The organism is Microbacterium sp. CCNWLW41 (assembly GCF_037083505.1).
Genome location: NZ_JBAOJP010000001.1, coordinates 987633 through 1003913 on the forward strand (window position 1 = coordinate 987633; position 16281 = coordinate 1003913).

Below are 16281 nucleotides of genomic sequence, written 5' to 3' on the forward strand. Positions count from 1 at the left end.
TGACATGCGGCCGGGCGGAGGGGCAAGACATTTCTGAAACGTTTTTGCGATGTCGCCGCCGAGGCTTGCGCCACCGGCGACCTGTGGCCTAGGTTCTCGGGCGAACGCTTTCCCAAACCCCCGCCGCCGGGGTGCTTACGGACCACCCCGGCGGCGGGCCCGCGCCATCGCGGCGTCCGGGCGCCGCGCGCGGTGGGAGGGCCGCCCCGCCGTGACGTCGGGGGGCATCCCCCTCCTGCCGGTCCTGTGCGCGCCAGTAGGCTGACGCCATGACGACCCCTCCACCTCCCTCCGCGTACGGCGCCGCCCCTCCGCCGCAGCCGATGTCGCCCGCCGACGAGAAGCTCTGGGCGACCCTCGTGCACCTCGGCGGCCTGTTCTTCGGATTCCTGGCGCCGCTCATCGGCTTCCTCGTGCTCAAGGACCGGGGCCCGTTCGTCCGCGCCCACACCGCCACCGCGCTCAACTTCCAGCTCACCCTGCTGATCGCCTACATCGTGGGCGCGGTGCTGAGCGTCGTGATCATCGGCATCTTCATCCTCATCGCCGCGTACGTGCTCAACATCGTGCTGTGCATCGTCGCCGCGGTGAAGGCCAACCGCGGCGACTGGTACAAGTACCCGGTGACCATCTCCTTCATCAGCTGAGACGGCGCGGTCTGCCGTGGCGACGGCGGACGGCGGGGACGAGCAGGGGAGCGGACCGATGAGCGAGTATCCCGACATCTCGGACCATGGGCTGATCGGCGACCTGCAGACCGCCGCGCTCGTCGACACCGAGGGGTCGATCGACTGGTTCTGCGCGCCGCGGTTCGACTCGCCGAGCGTGTTCGGGTCGCTCCTGGACGCGCAGCGAGGCGGCTTCTGCCGCGTGCGCCCCGAGACCGACGACTACGTGACGCGGCAGCTGTACCTGCCCGACACGGCCATCCTGCTCACGCGGTTCATGACCGAGGAGGGCGTCGGCGAGGTCCTGGACTTCATGCCCATCGCGGGCGACGAGCCGACCGACCGGCACCGCATCGCCCGCCTCATCCGCGTCGTCCGGGGGTCGATGACGTTCGTCGGCGAGATCCGGCCCGCGTTCGCGTACGGGACCGTCGCCCACACCGGCGTCGAGCCGGCGGTCGGCGACGGGGTGCTGTTCCGCGGCGGCGATCAGGCGCTCACCGTGCACCGCGTCGGCGAGATCATCCGCCGCGGCGATCAGCAGGCCGGCACGATCGAGCTGATCGACGGCGGGCTGCGCGTCCACGGGACGCTCCACGCCGGCGATCGCACGGGCGTGCTCCTCGAGACGGGCGGGGCGGCGCCCCGGCGCGTCTCGATCGACGAGCTCGAGCGGATGTACACCGAGACGCAGCGCTTCTGGCGCGACTGGGTGGGGCGCTCGACGTATCGCGGACGCTGGCGCGAGACGGTCCACCGATCGGCCATCACGCTGAAGCTCCTCACCTACGCGCCTAGCGGCGCCCTGGTCGCCGCGCCGACGGCGGGACTGCCCGAGCAGGTCGGCGGCGAGCGCAACTGGGACTACCGATACACCTGGATCCGCGACGCGTCCTTCTCGGTGCAGGCCCTGCTGGGGCTCGGCTACCGCGACGAGGCGGAGGCCTTCGTGCAGTGGCTCACCGACCGGGTGCAGGAGAGCGCGGGCGACGAGTCCGGCCCGCTCAAGATCATGTATCGCGTCGACGGATCGTCCGATCTGGCCGAGACGACGCTGCCCGGGTGGCGCGGCTACCGCGACTCGTCACCGGTGCGCATCGGCAACGGCGCCGCCGATCAGCTGCAGCTGGACATCTACGGCGAGGCGATGGACTCGATCCGGCTCGCCGCCGAGCACGGCTTCCAGCTCAGTGACGGGGAATGGTCCGAGGTGAGCCGCATGCTCGACTGGGTGTGCGACAACTGGGACAGGCCCGAGGAGGGGGTCTGGGAGACCCGCGGCGGACGCAAGAAGTTCACGTTCGGCCGCTTCATGTGCTGGGTGGCGCTGGACCGCGGCATCCGTCTCGCCGAATCCGGCGGCCGGCCCGCCGACATCGTGCGATGGCGCGGCGGGCGGGATGAGATCTACCGGGCGCTCATGGCCACGTCGTGGGACGCAGATCGCGGCGCTTTCGTGCAGGCCGAGGGCAGCGATGTGCTGGATTCCGCGAATCTCATCATGCCGGTCATGGGTGTCATATCGCCGCGCGACCCCAGGTGGCTCTCGACGCTCGCGGCCATGGAGACGGAGCTCGTGTCGGACAGCCTCGTCTACCGCTACAACCCGGCCGCGTCGCCCGACGGGCTGCGCGGCTCGGAGGGCACCTTCACGCTCTGCTCGTTCTGGTACGTCGACGCGCTCGCGCGCACCGGACGCACCGAGGAGGCCCGCCTCACCTTCGAGAAGATGCTCACGTACGCCAACCACCTGGGGCTCTACGCCGAGGAGATCGGGCTGACCGGCGAGCAGCTGGGCAACTTCCCGCAGGCGTTCAGCCACCTGTCGCTCATCAACGCGGCCGTGAACCTGGACCGGCTGCTCGATCACTAGAATCGACGGATGGCCGTTTCACGCGGCCGCCGGATCGAGTGCTCGCTCTGCGAGCGTATCGAGATCATCAGCACCCTCGTGCATCCCCTCTCCCGACCATTGGAGCCACCGTGGCCGAGCAGTCTCGCCTCGACAAAGTCATCAGCCTCGCCCGTCATCGCGGGTTCGTGTTCCAGGCAGGTGAGATCTACGGCGGATCCCGGTCGGCATGGGACTACGGCCCCCTCGGCACCGAGCTGAAGGAGAACATCCGCCGCCAGTGGTGGCAGACGTTCGTCCGCGGCCGCGGCGACATGGTGGGCCTGGACTCGTCGATCATCCTGCCCAAGCGCGTGTGGGAGGCATCCGGTCACGTCGCCACCTTCACCGACCCGCTGGTGGAGTGCCTGCAGTGCCACAAGCGCTTCCGCGCCGACAACCTCGTCGAGGACTTCGAGGCGCGCAAGGGTCGCAAGGCCGAGAACGGCCTCGCCGACGTGCCGTGCCCGAATTGCGGCACGAAGGGGCAGTACACCGAGCCGAAGGCGTTCTCGGGCCTGGTGAAGACCTATCTCGGCGTCGTCGACGATGAGTCGGGGCTGCACTTCCTCCGCCCCGAGACCGCGCAGGGCATCTTCGTGAACTTCTCGAACGTGCTCACCGCCAGCCGCAAGAAGCCGCCGTTCGGCATCGGCCAGGTGGGCAAGGCGTTCCGCAACGAGATCACCCCCGGCAACTTCATCTTCCGCACCCGCGAGTTCGAGCAGATGGAGATCGAGTACTTCGTGCCGCCGGCGGAGGCGCAGGAGTGGTTCGACCACTGGGTCGACGAGTGCTGGGACTGGTTCGTCGACCTCGGGATCGACCCGGCCAACATGCGCCGGTTCGACGTGCCCGAGGAGGAGCGCGCGCACTACTCCGACGGGACGATCGACGTCGAGTACCGATTCGGGTTCCCGGGCAAGGAGTGGGGCGAGCTCATGGGCATCGCCAACCGCACCGACTACGACCTCGGCAGCCACACCGAGGCCTCGGGTCAGAGCCTGACCTACTTCGACCAGGCGTCGGGCGAGAAGTACATCCCCTACGTCATCGAGCCCTCGTTCGGCCTCACCCGCAGCATGATGGCGTTCCTCGTCGACGCGTACCACGAGGAGGAGGCGCCGAACGCGAAGGGCGGCACCGACACCCGCACCGTCCTCAAGCTGGACCCGCGCCTGGCGCCGGTGAAGGCCGCGGTGCTGCCGCTGTCGCGCAACGAGCAGCTCTCGCCCATCGCGCGCGAGGTCGCCGAGACCCTGCGCGGCCAGTGGAACATCGACTTCGACGACGCCGGCGCCATCGGCCGCCGCTACCGCCGTCAGGACGAGATCGGCACCCCGTTCTGCGTGACCGTCGACTTCGACTCGCTCGACGACCGCGCCGTCACGGTCCGCGACCGCGACACGATGGGGCAGGAGCGCGTCCCGCTCGAGGGTCTGCACGCCTACCTCGCGGAGCGTCTCAAGGGCGCCTGACCCCTCGCTCTCACGCGAGGCCGGATGCCTCGACCCGGCCGGGTCGAGGCATCCGCCGTTCCACGGGTCTAGCCGTTCGCCGCGCTCTTCGCGCCGTCCGACGCCGCCTTGGCCGCGCCCGACACGGCGAGGCCGTCGGCGCCGGCGGCCTTCAGCGCGTAGCCCTGCAGGAGCGCGTGGAGGTCGAGGCCGGTGAGGCCCTTGACGACCTCGGTGCCCTCGCCGAGCACCTTGCCCACCGTCTTGGTCATCTCGGAGGCGCCGTCGGTCGAGACCACGGTGAGCTTGTCGATCGAGGCGATGGGCTCGGCGGCGGCGCGGACGATCTCGGGCAGGCGCGAGATGATCTCCTGCGCGAGCGCGGCCTCGCCGTACTTCTGCAGGGCGAGGGCCTTCGCGTCGGTCGAGGCGGCCTCGGCGAGACCCTCGGCCTGGATCGCGGACGCCCGGGCGTCACCCTCGGCCTTGATGCCGGCGGCGAGGGCGACCTGCTTGTCGCGCTCGGCCTCGCCCGACACGCGGACCGCGGTGGCGGCGGCCTCGGCGTCCTGCACGGCGGCGACCTTGTTGGCCTCGGCGATCTTCGTGCGCTTGTAGGCGTCGGCCTCGGTCGCGGCGTTCGCCGCATCGCGCTGCGCGGTCGCGCGCTGCACCTCGGCGTACGCCTGCGCCTCGGCGGGCTTGCGGATCTCGATGTCGAGGCGTTCCTGCGTCACCAGCGCCTGCTCGGTCAGCGCCTCGCGCTCCTGCACGGCGACGAGCTTGTCCTGCTCGGCGGTCGCCAGCTGACCGGCCGCCTGCGCCTCGGCGTTGGCGCGGTCGGTCTCGGCCTTGATCGTCGCCTGCTTGAGGGCGAGCGCCTTCTGGCGCTCGGCGATCTGCTCCGCAGCCTCGATGCGCGCGAACTCGCTGGCGCGGGACGCCTCGGCCTCGCTGATCTCGGCGACCTGGCGTGCGCGAGCCGCCTCGGCGCGACCGAGGTTCGCGAGGTAGTCGCTGCCCGGCGTCGAGATGTCGCTGATGTTGAGGAGGTCCACCTGGAGCCCCTGCTCGACGAGGTCGGCCTTGGTCTCGGCGACGACGCGGTCGGAGAGGCTCTTGCGGTCGGAGATGATCTGCTCGATCGTCATGTCGCCCACGATGGAGCGGAGCGACCCCTCGAGCGATTCCTTGATGATCTCGGTGAGCAGGTCCTGCTGCGAGAGGAAGCGCTGCGCCGCCCGGCGCACGCCCTCTTCGGTGCCCGACACCTTGAAGTTGATCGAGGCCTTGATGGCGATCTTGATGCGGTTCTTGTCGACGCCCTCGACCGTGATGCCGATCTGGCGCTGCTCGAGCGAGATCGAGAAGCCCTGCTGGAGGATCGGCCAGACGAAGGTGCGGCCGCCGATCACGACGCGCTGGCCGCTGCCGATCTCGCTGGGGTCGGGCTTGCCCGCACCGCGGCCGACGATCACGAGCGCCTCGTTGGGCGGGACGCGCCGGATGCGGCGCGCGATGAACGTGATCAGACCGAGCACCGCCACGATGAGGGCGACGACCGCGATGACCTGGATGAGTTCGTTGGTCATGGACGACCTTTCCTGTGTGGGTGCCGCGCCGGGTCCCCCACCCGCACGCGGCCGGGACGAGGGTTACTCCGCGACGACCTTGACGCGGGTGCCGGAGTGCTCGACGACGCGGATCCGCACGCCCTCGACGATGGTCTCGTCGGCGTACGCGAGCCGGCGCTCGACCTCCTGCGGACCGTCGAGGCTCACCTCGCCGCCGGCGGGCGACACCGTGGAGCGGGTCACGCCCGACAGCCCGACCGCGGAGGCGGGTGCCCCGTCGGAGCTCTGCGTCAGCCGCTTCACGAAGAGCACCGCGATGAGGTAGGCCAGCACGGCGAGCACCGCCGCGAGCACGTAGGCCCACACCGTGTCGAGGCCGCTGGTGTAGGTCAATGCGCCGGACGCCCCGAACACGACCGCGGCGATGCCGAGGGCGGTGCCCGAGATGGCGCCGTCGCCGATGTCGAAGTGGTCGAAGATGTCGCCGACGATGAGCGAGATCAGCAGGACGGCGAGGCCGACGCCTCCGACGATCAGGAACGGCAGCACGGGATCTCCACGAAGGGCGAGGGGCGAGGTCCCCCCACCCTAGTGGGACTGGGTGTCTCACCGCTCGCGGGAACCGCCCGCCTGGGGAGAACCGGGTGCCCGGCCGCCTCAGTCCGTGACGGTGAGCGTCGCCGGTCCGGTGTCGCCCTCCATCACCCTGCGGTAGTCCTCCGCCACGATGTCGCGCAGGACCGCGGTGTCGACGGTGTCCAGATCCTTGATGTACAGGCAGCCGACGCCGGTGTCGTGCGGCCCGAGCTGCGCGAGGCGCTCCGCGTGCGCGTCGGTGCGGAGCAGATAGACGGTCGTCGCCTGCCTGCGCGGCGCGAACCCGGCGATCGGTGCGTCGCCCTCCGTACCGGTCGGGTACCGGTAATGGCACGAGCCGAAGCCGATGATCGTGCCCCACAGCTCGGGCTCGCGGCCCGTGACGTCGCGCATCAGCTGCACCATGGCCGCCGCGTCCCGCTGCCGCTTGGCGGGCGTGACGGCGGCGATGAACTCGTCGACGTCCCCTCCGGTCTTCTTCATCAGACCCCTCCGCCGCCGCTCTTCGCCGCGGATTTCATCGCGCGCTTGTGCTCGCGCACCTTGGTCAGCGATTCCGGCGAGACGATGTCGGCGACGCTGCGGTACGACCCCTCCTCGCCGTAGGGGGCGGATGCCTCGCGCCAGCCGTCGCCGGTGTACCCGTACTGCTTGCCGAGCAGCGCGAGGAAGATCTTGGCCTTCTGCTCCCCGAAGCCCGGCAGCTTCTTGAGGCGCTTCAGGACGGTGGCGCCGTCCGGCTCGCCCTGTCGCCAGATCGCCGAGGCGTCGCCGCCCCACTCCTGCTCCACCGCGGCGCACAGCGCCTGCACGCGCGCGGCCATGGACCCGGGGAAGCGGTGCACCGCGGGCGTCGCCGCGAACAGCTCGGCGAACGCCTGCGGGTCGAAGCTCGCGAGTGCCGAGGCATCGAGCGTGCCCGCGCGTTCGGAGATCTTCAGCGGGCCGGCGAACGCGGTCTCCATCGCGACCTGCTGGTCCAGCAGCATGCCGATGAGGAGCGCGAGCGGGTCGTCGGTCAGCAGGCGGTCGGCGGCGTCGTCGCCCGTGATGTGGAGCGTCATGGCCCCAGTCTCCCACCCGCCCCGCCGCGGCGGCACAGTGCCGGAGGGGAGGACCACCCGGATGGGAGGATGGATGCCGTGACCGACCCCGCGCCCACCCCAGACGCCGCCGCTGCGTCGCCCGGAGCCTCCGGGCGCGTGGGCCCGGCCGCCGAACCCCTCCCGGACCTCGTCGCCCACGCCCGCGACACGCGCATCGTCGTGGTCGGCGGCGGCATCGCCGGACTCGTCGCCGCGTGGGAGTGCGCGAAGGTCGGCATGGATGTGACGGTGGTCGAGGCATCCGATCGACTCGGCGGCACGATCGGGGCGACGCGCATCGCCGGACTCGACCTCGACACGGGCGTCACGTGCTGGTCCACCCGGGGCGGCGCGGTGCGCGCCCTGATCGACGAGGTGCTGCCCGACGCGGCGATCGTACGGCCGCGCGATGACAGCGAGTGGATCGCGGGACTGCCCAAGGGTGCGGCCGCACCGCTTCCGGCCGAGCAGGTGCTCGGCATCCCCGCCAACCCGTGGGACGAGAGCGTGCGCCGCATCATCGGCTGGAGCGGCACCTGGCGCGCGTACCTGGACCGCCTGCGGCCGCCGCTGACCATCGGGAAGCAGCGCAGCCTCGGCCGGCTCGTCGGCGGACGCATGGGCGAGAAGGTGCGCGACCGCCTCGTCGCGCCTCTCACCCTCGACCGTTTCGGCGTCGCGCCCGACGACGTCGACGTCGTGGTCGCCGCGCCCGGGCTCGGCTCGGCGCTCACCCGCACGGGGTCGCTGAGCGGCGCGGTCGCCGAGCTCCGCATCGACGCGTCCCGGGGTGGCTCGATCGAAGGACTGGACGGCGGGATGCCGCAGCTCGTCGCCGCGCTCGCCGCGCGCCTGGCCGAGCGCGGCGCCGTGGTGCACACCGGAGCCCGTGCGACCGGGCTGGCGGGGCACGACGGCGTATGGAGCGTCACGCTCGAGGAGCCCGCGGCGCCGGAGGGTGACACTGCGGCGCCGGCGGGCGGGCCCGTCCGGCCGGCCGAGCTCACCGCCGACGCGGTCGTCGTCGCCGCCGATGAGGCGGCCGCGCGCGCACTTCTCGGGCCGGTGCTCGGCGACGCCGCCTTCGCGCAGACATCGCCCGCCGGCATCGTCCGCGAGGTGGTGACGCTCGTGCTCGACGCGCCCGAGCTCGACGCGGCGCCGCGCGGCGCGCACGTCCACGCCGTCCCCGGCACCGGCCGGGCCAGCGGTCTCGTGCACGAGACCGCGCGGTGGGAGTGGCTCGCCCGCGCGGCGGGCCCGGGCCGGCACGTCGTGCGCGTGGCGTTCGGCGGGCCCGGCGCCACACCGGCGACGGCCGGGATGACGGATGCCGACGCCGCCGCGCTCGCTGCGGGCGAGGCGTCCGCCCTGCTCGGCGTCCCGCTCGACGCCGACCGCGTCGCGGGCTTCCACCGGGGCGTGTACAGGCTGGCGCCGCCCGCCTCGGCGATGGGGCAGCGCGAGCGCGCCGCGGGCGTCCGCGCCGACGCCGGGAGGGTTCCGGATCTGGCGGTGGTGGGCGCATGGCTCGCCGGGAGCGGGCTTGCGCGGGTCGTCGCCGACGCGCAGAACCAGGCCGACGAGCTCCGTCGTCGCGTGCTGTGGGGAGCCGGGCCGAAGAAGTGAACACCGCGCGGCGAGCGGTGTCAAGGGTGGATGCCCTGATCGGCATACAGGGCTACCCTGGGAGCATCGTCAGGTCACACCGAGCGTGAGGAGACCTCATGAAGGGCAAAGCAGGACTCGTCGTCGGGATCGCCATCGGGTACGTGCTCGGGAGCAGGGCCGGTCGCGAGCGCTACGAGCAGATCAAGGAGCAGTGGCTCAAGGTCTGGAACATGGACCAGGTGCAGGAGCAGGTCGTCAAGGTCAAGGACTTCGCGAAGTCCCAGACGATGGCGCTGCCCTCGACCATCTGGGACTCGGCCGTCAAGGTCACCAAGGCCGCCGGTTCGAAGGGCACTCCCGGCGAGCGCCTGGACGCCGCGATCAAGGTCGGGAAAGACTCCTCCGACGACGTCGGCCGGGCGGCGCAGACCTCCGCGGAGGCCGTGAAGGACGCCGTGGACGACGCGGTCGGGGACCCCTCCGAGAACGGACGCGGCGGGGCCTGACGTGATGACCACACCGCGTGGCTTCCGCGACCGCGCGGACGACAGCCTGCTCACCCTCGTCGGGGAGATCCCGGAGCTGGTCCGCAACCTCGTCATCGCCGAGATCGACGCCGCCAAGGTCTGGCTCGCCCGGACGGCGAAGGACGGGGGCTGGGGCGCCCTGTGGGTCTTCGCGGCGCTGTTCGTGCTGTTCTGGTCCGTCCCCGTGCTCGGCACCTTCGTGATCGCCGGGCTGTCGTCCTGGTGGCCGGTGTGGCTCTCAGCGCTCGTCGTCTTCTTCGGCATGCTGATCATCACCGCGGTGCTGGCGCTGCTGGGCATCCTGCGCTTCCGCAAGATCGGCGAACGCCAGAACCCGGTGGAATCGATCGCCCTCGACGTCAAGGAGGTCCGCGATGAGCTCTGACGCCGTCGTGCCGGTCCCGCGCACCGCCGTCCCCCTCGGCATCGCCGACCCCGTGGTGCAGGCGCGCACCGAGCTGAAGGCCGCCCTCGCCGCCATCGAGGAGAAGGCGAACCTGCCCCGGCGCGCCGGGCGCGCGCTCGATGTCGGGATCGACCGGGCCCGCACCTTCCAGCGCCGCAATCCCGCGCTGGCCGCCGTCGCGGTGATCGTGTCCGCCGCCGCAGTCGGTGCCGCGGTGTGGGGTTTCGTCCGCCTCTACACCCGCTGACCCGGACCGCTCCGCCCGCCGCCCTCGCCGCCACCGTCCCCCGACGGCGGTCCCCGCCTCCCGCAAGGAGGGGTATGCTCGTGAGGCAAGGCAGTGCAATGGTGCGTATGCTGCCGATCGCGCGAACCCGATTCCAATCGCGCAATCGGCTGCTCGAACGTCGTGGGCGGCCGACTGAGCACCATCGAGAGTCGACCCCCTTATGAACACCGCCGCAGCACAGCACCAGTCCGCCAAGCCGCTCACCGGCTGGCGCGTCCTCGTGCCCCGTGGCGGCCCCTGGGGCGACGGCGTCGCGGCCACCCTGCGCCGTCAGGGCGCGACCCCGGTCATCGCGCCGCTGATCAACTTCGCCCCGACCAACGACCAGGCCACCCTCGAGCAGGCGATCGCCGACCTCGCCGCCGGCGCCTTCGACTGGCTCACCGTGACCAGTGCCACGACCGTCGACGTGCTGTACGCCTACCGTGCCGTCGTGCCGCCGACGACCAAGGTCGCGGCGGTCGGCGAGACGACCGCGGCGGCGCTGCTCGCCGTCGGGTATCGCGTCGACCTCGTCCCCGAGCGCGACAACTCCGCCGCCGGCATGGCCGAGCAGCTCATCGCGCTCGAGCCGCAGGCCCGCGACATCCTCACCCTCCGCAGCGAGATCGCCAAGCCCGTGCTCACGCGCATGCTCACCGAGGCCGGCCACCGCGTCCGCAGCGTCGTGGCGTACCGCACGGTCGGGGTCCCCGTCACCGAGCGCATCGCCGAGGACGTCCGCTCCGGTCGCATCAACGCCATCCTCGTCACCAGCGGCTCGGTCGCCGAGCAGGTGCACGACCAGTTCCCCGTGATCCCGCGCACGACCCTGATCGCCGCCATCGGCCCGCGCACCGCCCGCGACGCCCGCCGCGCCGGGCTCGACGTCGACGTCGTCGCCGACGCGCAGACGGTCGACGCCCTCATCGACGCGGTCGGCAAGTTCGACCTGCCCCACGCCGCCGACGAGTTCGCCCCGAAGACGGGTGTGCTGCCGCAGCTGCGCGCCGACCGGAGCTGAGCCCGGTGACGGACTCACCGCGCGTCGTCGTGATCGCGGGCGGCGTCGGCGGCTCCAAGTTCGTGCTCGGCGTGCGCGACGCGCTGCGCGAGCGGGGGGTCGACGACACCGCCTCGGCGCTGACCGTCGTGGTCAACACGGGCGACGATCTGTGGCTCTCGGGTGTGCGGCTCCAGCCCGACGTCGACTCGATCACCTACGCCCTGGCGGGGGTGAACGACGCCGAGCGGGGGTGGGGCCGCCAGGGCGACAGCGAGCGCGTCAACCACGAGCTCCAGGAGTGGGGAGCCGGATGGCCGTGGTTCACCCTCGGCGACCTCGATCTCGGCACCCATCTCGCACGCACCGGGTGGCTGCGCGAGGGCGCGACGCCCACGGGCGTGCTCGAGCGCATGTCGCGGCGGTGGGACCTCGGAGCACGACTGCTGCCGATGACCGACGACGAGGTGGACACCGTCGTCGTGCTGAGCGACGGCACGCGCCTGCACTTCCAGGAGTGGTGGACGCGCCACCGCGCCACCCTCGCTCCCGCCCGGTTCGAGAATCCGGGCATCGAGGCCGCAGCAGCCGCGCCCGGCGTGACCGCCGCCATCACGGCCGCCGATGCCGTGCTCGTCGCGCCCTCGAACCCGGTCGTGTCGATCGGCCCCATCCTCGCCGTGCCCGGCGTCCGCGACGCGCTGCGCGCTGCGCCCGCCCAGGTGGTCGGCGTCTCGCCGATCATCGGCGGGAAGGTCGTGCGCGGCATGGCCGACGTGTGCCTCACCGCGATCGGCGTCGACACCTCGGCGGCCGCCGTCGCCTCCCTCTACGGGGCCCGCGGCGCCGGCGGGATCCTCGACGCTTGGCTGATCGCCGAGGAGGACTCGTCCGCGTCCGACGAGGTGACAGGGCACGGCATCCGTTCCCTCGTCCGTCCGCTGTGGATGACGGATGCCGCGCGCCGTGCCGCGCTCGCCGAGGCCGCCCTCGCGGCGGCCGGGGTCTGACGTGCCGGAACTCGCCTGGTGGGCGTGGGTGCTCCTCGGCGTCGCGGCGGTGATCGTCGGGCTCTCGAAGACCGCCGTGCCGGGAGCGGGGACCATCGCGGTCGCCATCTTCGCCGCCGTCCTGCCGGCGCGGCAGTCGACCGGCGTGCTGCTCCTGCTGCTGATCGTCGCCGACATCTTCGCGGTGACGATGTACCGGCGCCACGCCGACTGGCGCACCCTGCTGCGGCTCGCGCCGGCCGTGGTGGCCGGCGTGCTGGCCGGCGTCGTCTTCCTGTGGTTCGCCGACGACCTGTGGGTCAAGCGGACGATCGGCGTGATCCTCCTCGCCGTCATCGCGATCACGCTGCTGCGCCGGCGGTTCGTCTCGCAGGTCGACACGGACGGGCCGCACCGCGTCGCCGCCGCGACCTACGGCTCGCTCGGCGGGTTCACCACGATGGTGGCCAATGCCGCCGGTCCGGTGATGTCGATGTACTTCCTCGCCGCTCGGTTCGAGGTGAAGGCCTTCCTCGGCACCGCCGCCTGGTTCTTCGCGATCGTGAACCTCTTCAAGGTGCCGTTCTCGATCGGCATCGGCATCATCACGGTCCCGGGGCTGCTCATCGACCTGGTGCTCGTGCCGTTCGTGATCGTCGCGGCCCTGGCCGGCCGCTGGATCGCGGATCGGCTCGATCAGACGGTGTTCGAGCGACTGGTGATCGCGTTCACGATCGTGGGGGCGACGTACCTGCTCGTGTCGTAGGTTCCCGGGCGCGGTTCGGACTGGGATGGGGACGTTCCTCGTCGTTCCGATCTTCGATCATCCACATGTGGATGATCCTGTGGACTCGAAGATGATGTCGGAGGCCGGCGCGACAATAGACGCATGAACGCACCGCCGCCGATTCTCGACGAAGAGGTCGAAGCGATGCTCTGGCGCGAGCGTGAGTTGGCCGCCGAGGGGTGGGAAGAGCCGTACGACGGGCCCCTGGAGACCGGGCCGCGCATGGAGTCGAGGCACAAGTGGGATGTCGTGGCGATGCGCCGCGAGGAGCTGCTGTACAAGTGGGAGAGGGCCACCGAGCAGATCGCGCGGTGGCAGGGTGCGCAGGTGCGGCTGCTGGCCGAGGCCATGGACCTCGCCCTCGAAGACGGCACGATGCGCGACGACGCCCCGTTGTTGTCGGTGCGCAACGTCGCCGCCGAGCTCGCGTGCGCCGTCGGCATGGCCGACCGCACGATCGAGCAGCGCATGGACGACGCGCTTGTGATGCGCGACCGCTTCCCGCAGACCATGTCGGCGCTCGAAGCCGGGCGACTCTCGCTGCCGCACGCCCGGGTCGTGGTCGACGCGGGCGTGCGGGTCGCGTCACCTGAGGGCCGAGCGTCCTACGAGGCCGCCGTGCTCGACCGCGCCGCCGGGCTCACGACCGGCCGCCTGCGCGTGGTCGCGACGTCGATCGCCGAAGACTACGCGCCGTCGACGATCGCCGAGCGTCACGCCGAGGCCCGTGTCGGGCGGAGAGTGACGCTTCACGACGTGGACGACGGGATGACCGAGTTGTGGGCGCTGCTCCCGTCGGTGCTGGCGCACGGCATCCACGATCGCCTGACGCGAATCGCGCGATCGGTGAAAGATGCCGCGGTCGGCGCGGTCGGCGCGGTCGGCGCGTTCGGCGCGTTCGGCGAGGGCGAGGACGCGCCTGATCGCCACGCCGGCACGATCGGTCTCGATGCTCCCGACCCCGACGACCGAACGATGGATCAGCTGCGGGCCGACGCGATGTGCGACCTCGTGCTCACAGGTCATCCGACGATCGCGGGGGTCGACCGGTCGGGGGGTGAAGGCATCGATGCACTGCAGGCGATCGTGCAGCTCACGGTGCCCTTCCAGACGCTCGTCGGCGATGACGGCCCCGCGCCCGTGCTCACCGGGCGCGCGCCGATCGACCCCGAGTCCGCGCGGCGGCTGCTGGGTGCGGCGACCCTCTGGGATCGCGTGCTCACCGATCCGGTCTCGGGCGATGTCCTTGCGGTCGATCGCAGGTTCCCGACCGAGGCCCAGCGGCGTCACCTCCGGGCACGCGACGAGCACTGTCGATTCCCCGGCTGCCGCATGCCCGTGTGGCGCTCCGACATCGACCACACCATCGATCACCAGCACGGCGGTCCGACCGAGCACACGAATCTCGCCCACCTGTGCCGCCGACATCACACGCTGAAGCATCACACTCCGTGGCAGGTCGAGCAGCACTCCGGCGGCGTGCTCGCGTGGACGAGTCCACTGGGCCGACGCTACATCGATCGCCCGCCGCCGGGTCTGCGGTTCGTCGCCCGGGAGTGAGTGCTGCCCCGCGAAACCCGCGCCCTCCTGAGAGCGGGCCACACCCCGGTGCGGGAGGAGTCGTGGGAGAACGCACTCGTCGTCACTTGCGGCACTCGAGCGATGGCGTCAGGCTCACGGAATGGGCATCCAGAGTGGCGAGTCCACCCTTGCTCAATGCGCAGGGGAGGCTCCGAGCACCGCAGCCGTCCTCCAGCCCACCACCAGCCGCACCGCAGCCTCGAGCTGATCTGCGGTGTCGACGTCACGACGGAGGGTCGAGGCATCCGGAATCTCCAACGGCGTGCACCCCGCGGCCGTGTGCCGCGCGAAGGAGCCGTCGCCGAAGGACGACGACCAGGGCACCCCGGGCCGGGCCGTCACCAGGGTCGAGCCGGTTCCCTCGGCGTCGGCGACGACAGCACGGTCGACGGATGCCGCAGCCCGCAGCGCCTCGTGGAGGTCGGCGGGGCGGAGCGAGGGGAGGTCGCCGAGGAGCGCCGCGCGCGGCATCCGTCCACTCGGGTCGATCGCCTCGATACCGGTCGCGACCGCGGCGTCGAGTCCGCGCGGATCACCCTCGGAGACGGTCCGCAGCGCGGGGATCGTCGCCGACTCGCGTGCGAGCACCGGGTCGTCCGAGACGACGACGACCTGCAGCACGCTCTCGCAGCGCGCTGCCGCCTCGATCGTGTCGAGGGCGATCGCCCGCGCGAGCTCCGCGCGGTCCACGCCCGCAACCTCGAGTCGCGACTTGCCCTGCGCCGACCTCTTCACCGGGACGACGACGACCCAGCGCAGCGCAGGGGCCGGCGCCCCAACGGGCTCAGCCCGCGACCGCCGCGTGAACCAGGGCGTCACGCGCCGAACTTGGCCCGGAGGCGCGGCAGGATCTCCTCGCCGTACATCCGCAGGAACGAGCCCTGGTCGTGCCCCGGGTCGTGGAACACCAGGTGGCGGAAGCCGAGCTCGACGTACCACGAGATGCGTTCGACGTGCTCGTCGGGGTCGTCCGACACGATGAACCGTGATGCGGCGCGCTCGATCGGCAGGGCCTCGCCGAGCCGCTGCATCTCGATGGGGTCGTCCACGCCCATCTTCTCCTCGGGGGTCAGCGCGAGCGGCGCCCAGAACCGCGTCTTCTCCTGCGCGGCCTCGAGGCTCTCGTCGAGCGAGACCTTCACCTCGATGAGCGTGTCGATGGCGTCGGGTGCGCGTCCGGCCTTCTCGAGCCCCTCGTGGAGCGCCGGCAGCAGCGTGTCGGTGTACAGCTCCCGCTTCTTGCCGCTCGTCGTGATGAACCCGTCGGCGATCCGGCCCGCGAGGCGCGTGGCGGCCGGTCCCGCGGCGCCGATGTAGATCGGCACCGGCTCGGGGAGCTTGTCGTAGATGGTGATGTTCCGGGCGTGGTAGTAGGTGCCGTCGAAGGTGACGCGGTCCTCCGACCACAGCCGGCGGATGAGGCCGATCGCCTCCTTGAGCCGCTGGAAGCGCTCCGGCGGCTCGGGCCAGGTGATGCCGAGGTTCGCCTCGTTGAGCGCCTCGCCGGTGCCGACCCCGAGGATCACGCGTCCCGGGTACATGACGCCGAGCGTCGCGAAATCCTGGGCGACGACCGTCGGGTTGTAGCGGAACGTCGGCGTGAGCACCGACGTGCCGATCAACACGCGCGACGTCTTCGCGCCGAGCGCCCCGAGCCAGGGGACGGATGCCGGAGCGTGGCCGCCCTCGTGCAGCCACGGCTGCAGGTGGTCCGAGATGAAGACCGAGTCGAACCCGGCCTCCTCCGCCTGAATGGCGTAGTCCAGCAGCTCGGCCGGGCCGAACTGCTCGGCGGAGGCCTTGTAGCCGAAGCGCAGGGGAACGGGCATGAGTGTCC

Annotated in this window: 17 protein-coding genes; 11 read left to right on the forward strand and 6 right to left on the reverse strand. The window is 71.7% G+C overall.

Annotation, left to right across the window (positions count from 1 at the left end; genetic code table 11):
• Positions 1 to 269 precede the first annotated feature (269 nt).
• The 3 genes from V6R91_RS04360 to V6R91_RS04370 all read left to right on the forward strand — a co-directional run bounded on the left by V6R91_RS04360 (position 270) and on the right by V6R91_RS04370 (position 4037).
• Complete coding sequence (locus V6R91_RS04360) at positions 270 to 647, forward strand: DUF4870 domain-containing protein (protein ID WP_336394356.1); 378 nt, start codon at positions 270 to 272, stop codon at positions 645 to 647.
• A 58-nt stretch (positions 648 to 705) separates the two neighbouring features.
• Complete coding sequence (locus V6R91_RS04365; protein ID WP_336394357.1) at positions 706 to 2541, forward strand: glycoside hydrolase family 15 protein; 1836 nt, start codon at positions 706 to 708, stop codon at positions 2539 to 2541.
• 110 nt (positions 2542 to 2651) lie between these two features.
• Positions 2652 to 4037 carry a glycine--tRNA ligase gene (locus V6R91_RS04370; RefSeq protein WP_336394358.1) on the forward strand — a complete coding sequence of 462 codons (1386 nt, stop codon included), beginning with the start codon at positions 2652 to 2654 and terminating at the stop codon, positions 4035 to 4037.
• 68 nt (positions 4038 to 4105) lie between these two features.
• Here the strand turns inward: V6R91_RS04370 and V6R91_RS04375 are convergent, their stop codons facing one another.
• From V6R91_RS04375 to V6R91_RS04390, 4 genes are all read right to left on the reverse strand, one after another.
• Entirely contained in the window at positions 4106 to 5608 is a 1503-nt protein-coding gene (locus V6R91_RS04375) for a flotillin family protein (RefSeq protein WP_336394359.1), read from the reverse strand.
• 63 nt (positions 5609 to 5671) lie between these two features.
• A complete protein-coding gene (locus tag V6R91_RS04380; RefSeq protein WP_336394360.1) occupies positions 5672 to 6139 on the reverse strand; it encodes a hypothetical protein in 468 nt (155 codons plus the stop codon).
• 108 nt (positions 6140 to 6247) lie between these two features.
• Positions 6248 to 6670 carry a DUF1801 domain-containing protein gene (locus V6R91_RS04385; protein WP_336394361.1) on the reverse strand — a complete coding sequence of 141 codons (423 nt, stop codon included), beginning with the start codon at positions 6668 to 6670 and terminating at the stop codon, positions 6248 to 6250.
• Positions 6670 to 7251 carry an HhH-GPD-type base excision DNA repair protein gene (locus tag V6R91_RS04390; RefSeq protein ID WP_336394362.1) on the reverse strand — a complete coding sequence of 194 codons (582 nt, stop codon included), beginning with the start codon at positions 7249 to 7251 and terminating at the stop codon, positions 6670 to 6672. The genes V6R91_RS04385 and V6R91_RS04390 overlap by 1 nt, the downstream gene beginning before the upstream one ends.
• A gap of 78 nt (positions 7252 to 7329) precedes the next feature.
• Here V6R91_RS04390 and V6R91_RS04395 point away from each other — a divergent pair, with 78 nt between their 5' ends.
• The 8 genes from V6R91_RS04395 (at position 7330) to V6R91_RS04430 (ending at position 14423) form a co-directional block, all read left to right on the forward strand.
• Positions 7330 to 8901 carry a protoporphyrinogen/coproporphyrinogen oxidase gene (locus tag V6R91_RS04395; protein WP_336394363.1) on the forward strand — a complete coding sequence of 524 codons (1572 nt, stop codon included), beginning with the start codon at positions 7330 to 7332 and terminating at the stop codon, positions 8899 to 8901.
• Between the two features lie 98 nt (positions 8902 to 8999).
• The gene (locus V6R91_RS04400; RefSeq protein WP_336394364.1) at positions 9000 to 9389 is read left to right on the forward strand and encodes a hypothetical protein; all 390 of its coding nucleotides are present in this window, start codon (positions 9000 to 9002) and stop codon (positions 9387 to 9389) included.
• Positions 9390 to 9393: 4 nt separating this feature from the next.
• Positions 9394 to 9795, forward strand: coding sequence for a phage holin family protein (locus V6R91_RS04405; RefSeq protein ID WP_336394365.1), 402 nt, complete (start codon positions 9394 to 9396; stop codon positions 9793 to 9795).
• Positions 9785 to 10063, forward strand: coding sequence for a hypothetical protein (locus V6R91_RS04410; protein ID WP_336394366.1), 279 nt, complete (start codon positions 9785 to 9787; stop codon positions 10061 to 10063). Before V6R91_RS04405 ends, V6R91_RS04410 begins: the two co-directional genes overlap by 11 nt.
• Positions 10064 to 10265: 202 nt before the next feature.
• Complete coding sequence (locus tag V6R91_RS04415) at positions 10266 to 11108, forward strand: uroporphyrinogen-III synthase (protein ID WP_336394367.1); 843 nt, start codon at positions 10266 to 10268, stop codon at positions 11106 to 11108.
• A 5-nt stretch (positions 11109 to 11113) separates the two neighbouring features.
• Positions 11114 to 12097: a 2-phospho-L-lactate transferase gene (gene cofD / locus V6R91_RS04420; RefSeq protein WP_336394368.1), complete on the forward strand. Its 984-nt coding sequence runs from the start codon at positions 11114 to 11116 to the stop codon at positions 12095 to 12097.
• Position 12098: 1 nt separating this feature from the next.
• On the forward strand, positions 12099 to 12842 hold the full coding sequence (locus V6R91_RS04425) for a sulfite exporter TauE/SafE family protein (protein WP_336394369.1): 744 nt from the start codon (positions 12099 to 12101) through the stop codon (positions 12840 to 12842).
• A gap of 123 nt (positions 12843 to 12965) precedes the next feature.
• Positions 12966 to 14423, forward strand: a complete 1458-nt coding sequence (locus V6R91_RS04430) for an HNH endonuclease signature motif containing protein (protein WP_336394370.1) — start codon at positions 12966 to 12968, stop codon at positions 14421 to 14423.
• A gap of 153 nt (positions 14424 to 14576) precedes the next feature.
• On the opposite strand, the gene cofC is transcribed toward V6R91_RS04430, so the two are convergent.
• Complete coding sequence (gene cofC, locus V6R91_RS04435) at positions 14577 to 15263, reverse strand: 2-phospho-L-lactate guanylyltransferase (protein ID WP_336394371.1); 687 nt, start codon at positions 15261 to 15263, stop codon at positions 14577 to 14579.
• Complete coding sequence (gene fgd / locus V6R91_RS04440) at positions 15260 to 16273, reverse strand: glucose-6-phosphate dehydrogenase (coenzyme-F420) (protein ID WP_336394372.1); 1014 nt, start codon at positions 16271 to 16273, stop codon at positions 15260 to 15262. The genes cofC and fgd overlap by 4 nt, the downstream gene beginning before the upstream one ends.
• Between the last annotated feature and the right edge of the window lie 8 nt (positions 16274 to 16281).

What these genes read in the sequence shown, in the direction of transcription:
- V6R91_RS04375 (WP_336394359.1), bottom strand. Translation starts at nt 5,608, where the DNA reads ATGACCAACGAACTCATCCAGGTCATCGCGGTCGTCGCCCTCATCGTG.
- V6R91_RS04430 (WP_336394370.1), top strand. Translation starts at nt 12,966, where the DNA reads ATGAACGCACCGCCGCCGATTCTCGACGAAGAGGTCGAAGCGATGCTC.
- fgd (WP_336394372.1), bottom strand. Translation starts at nt 16,273, where the DNA reads ATGCCCGTTCCCCTGCGCTTCGGCTACAAGGCCTCCGCCGAGCAGTTC.
- V6R91_RS04365 (WP_336394357.1), top strand. Translation starts at nt 706, where the DNA reads ATGAGCGAGTATCCCGACATCTCGGACCATGGGCTGATCGGCGACCTG.
- V6R91_RS04415 (WP_336394367.1), top strand. Translation starts at nt 10,266, where the DNA reads ATGAACACCGCCGCAGCACAGCACCAGTCCGCCAAGCCGCTCACCGGC.
- V6R91_RS04390 (WP_336394362.1), bottom strand. Translation starts at nt 7,251, where the DNA reads ATGACGCTCCACATCACGGGCGACGACGCCGCCGACCGCCTGCTGACC.
- V6R91_RS04410 (WP_336394366.1), top strand. Translation starts at nt 9,785, where the DNA reads ATGAGCTCTGACGCCGTCGTGCCGGTCCCGCGCACCGCCGTCCCCCTC.
- V6R91_RS04405 (WP_336394365.1), top strand. Translation starts at nt 9,394, where the DNA reads ATGACCACACCGCGTGGCTTCCGCGACCGCGCGGACGACAGCCTGCTC.
- V6R91_RS04400 (WP_336394364.1), top strand. Translation starts at nt 9,000, where the DNA reads ATGAAGGGCAAAGCAGGACTCGTCGTCGGGATCGCCATCGGGTACGTG.
- V6R91_RS04360 (WP_336394356.1), top strand. Translation starts at nt 270, where the DNA reads ATGACGACCCCTCCACCTCCCTCCGCGTACGGCGCCGCCCCTCCGCCG.
- V6R91_RS04385 (WP_336394361.1), bottom strand. Translation starts at nt 6,670, where the DNA reads ATGAAGAAGACCGGAGGGGACGTCGACGAGTTCATCGCCGCCGTCACG.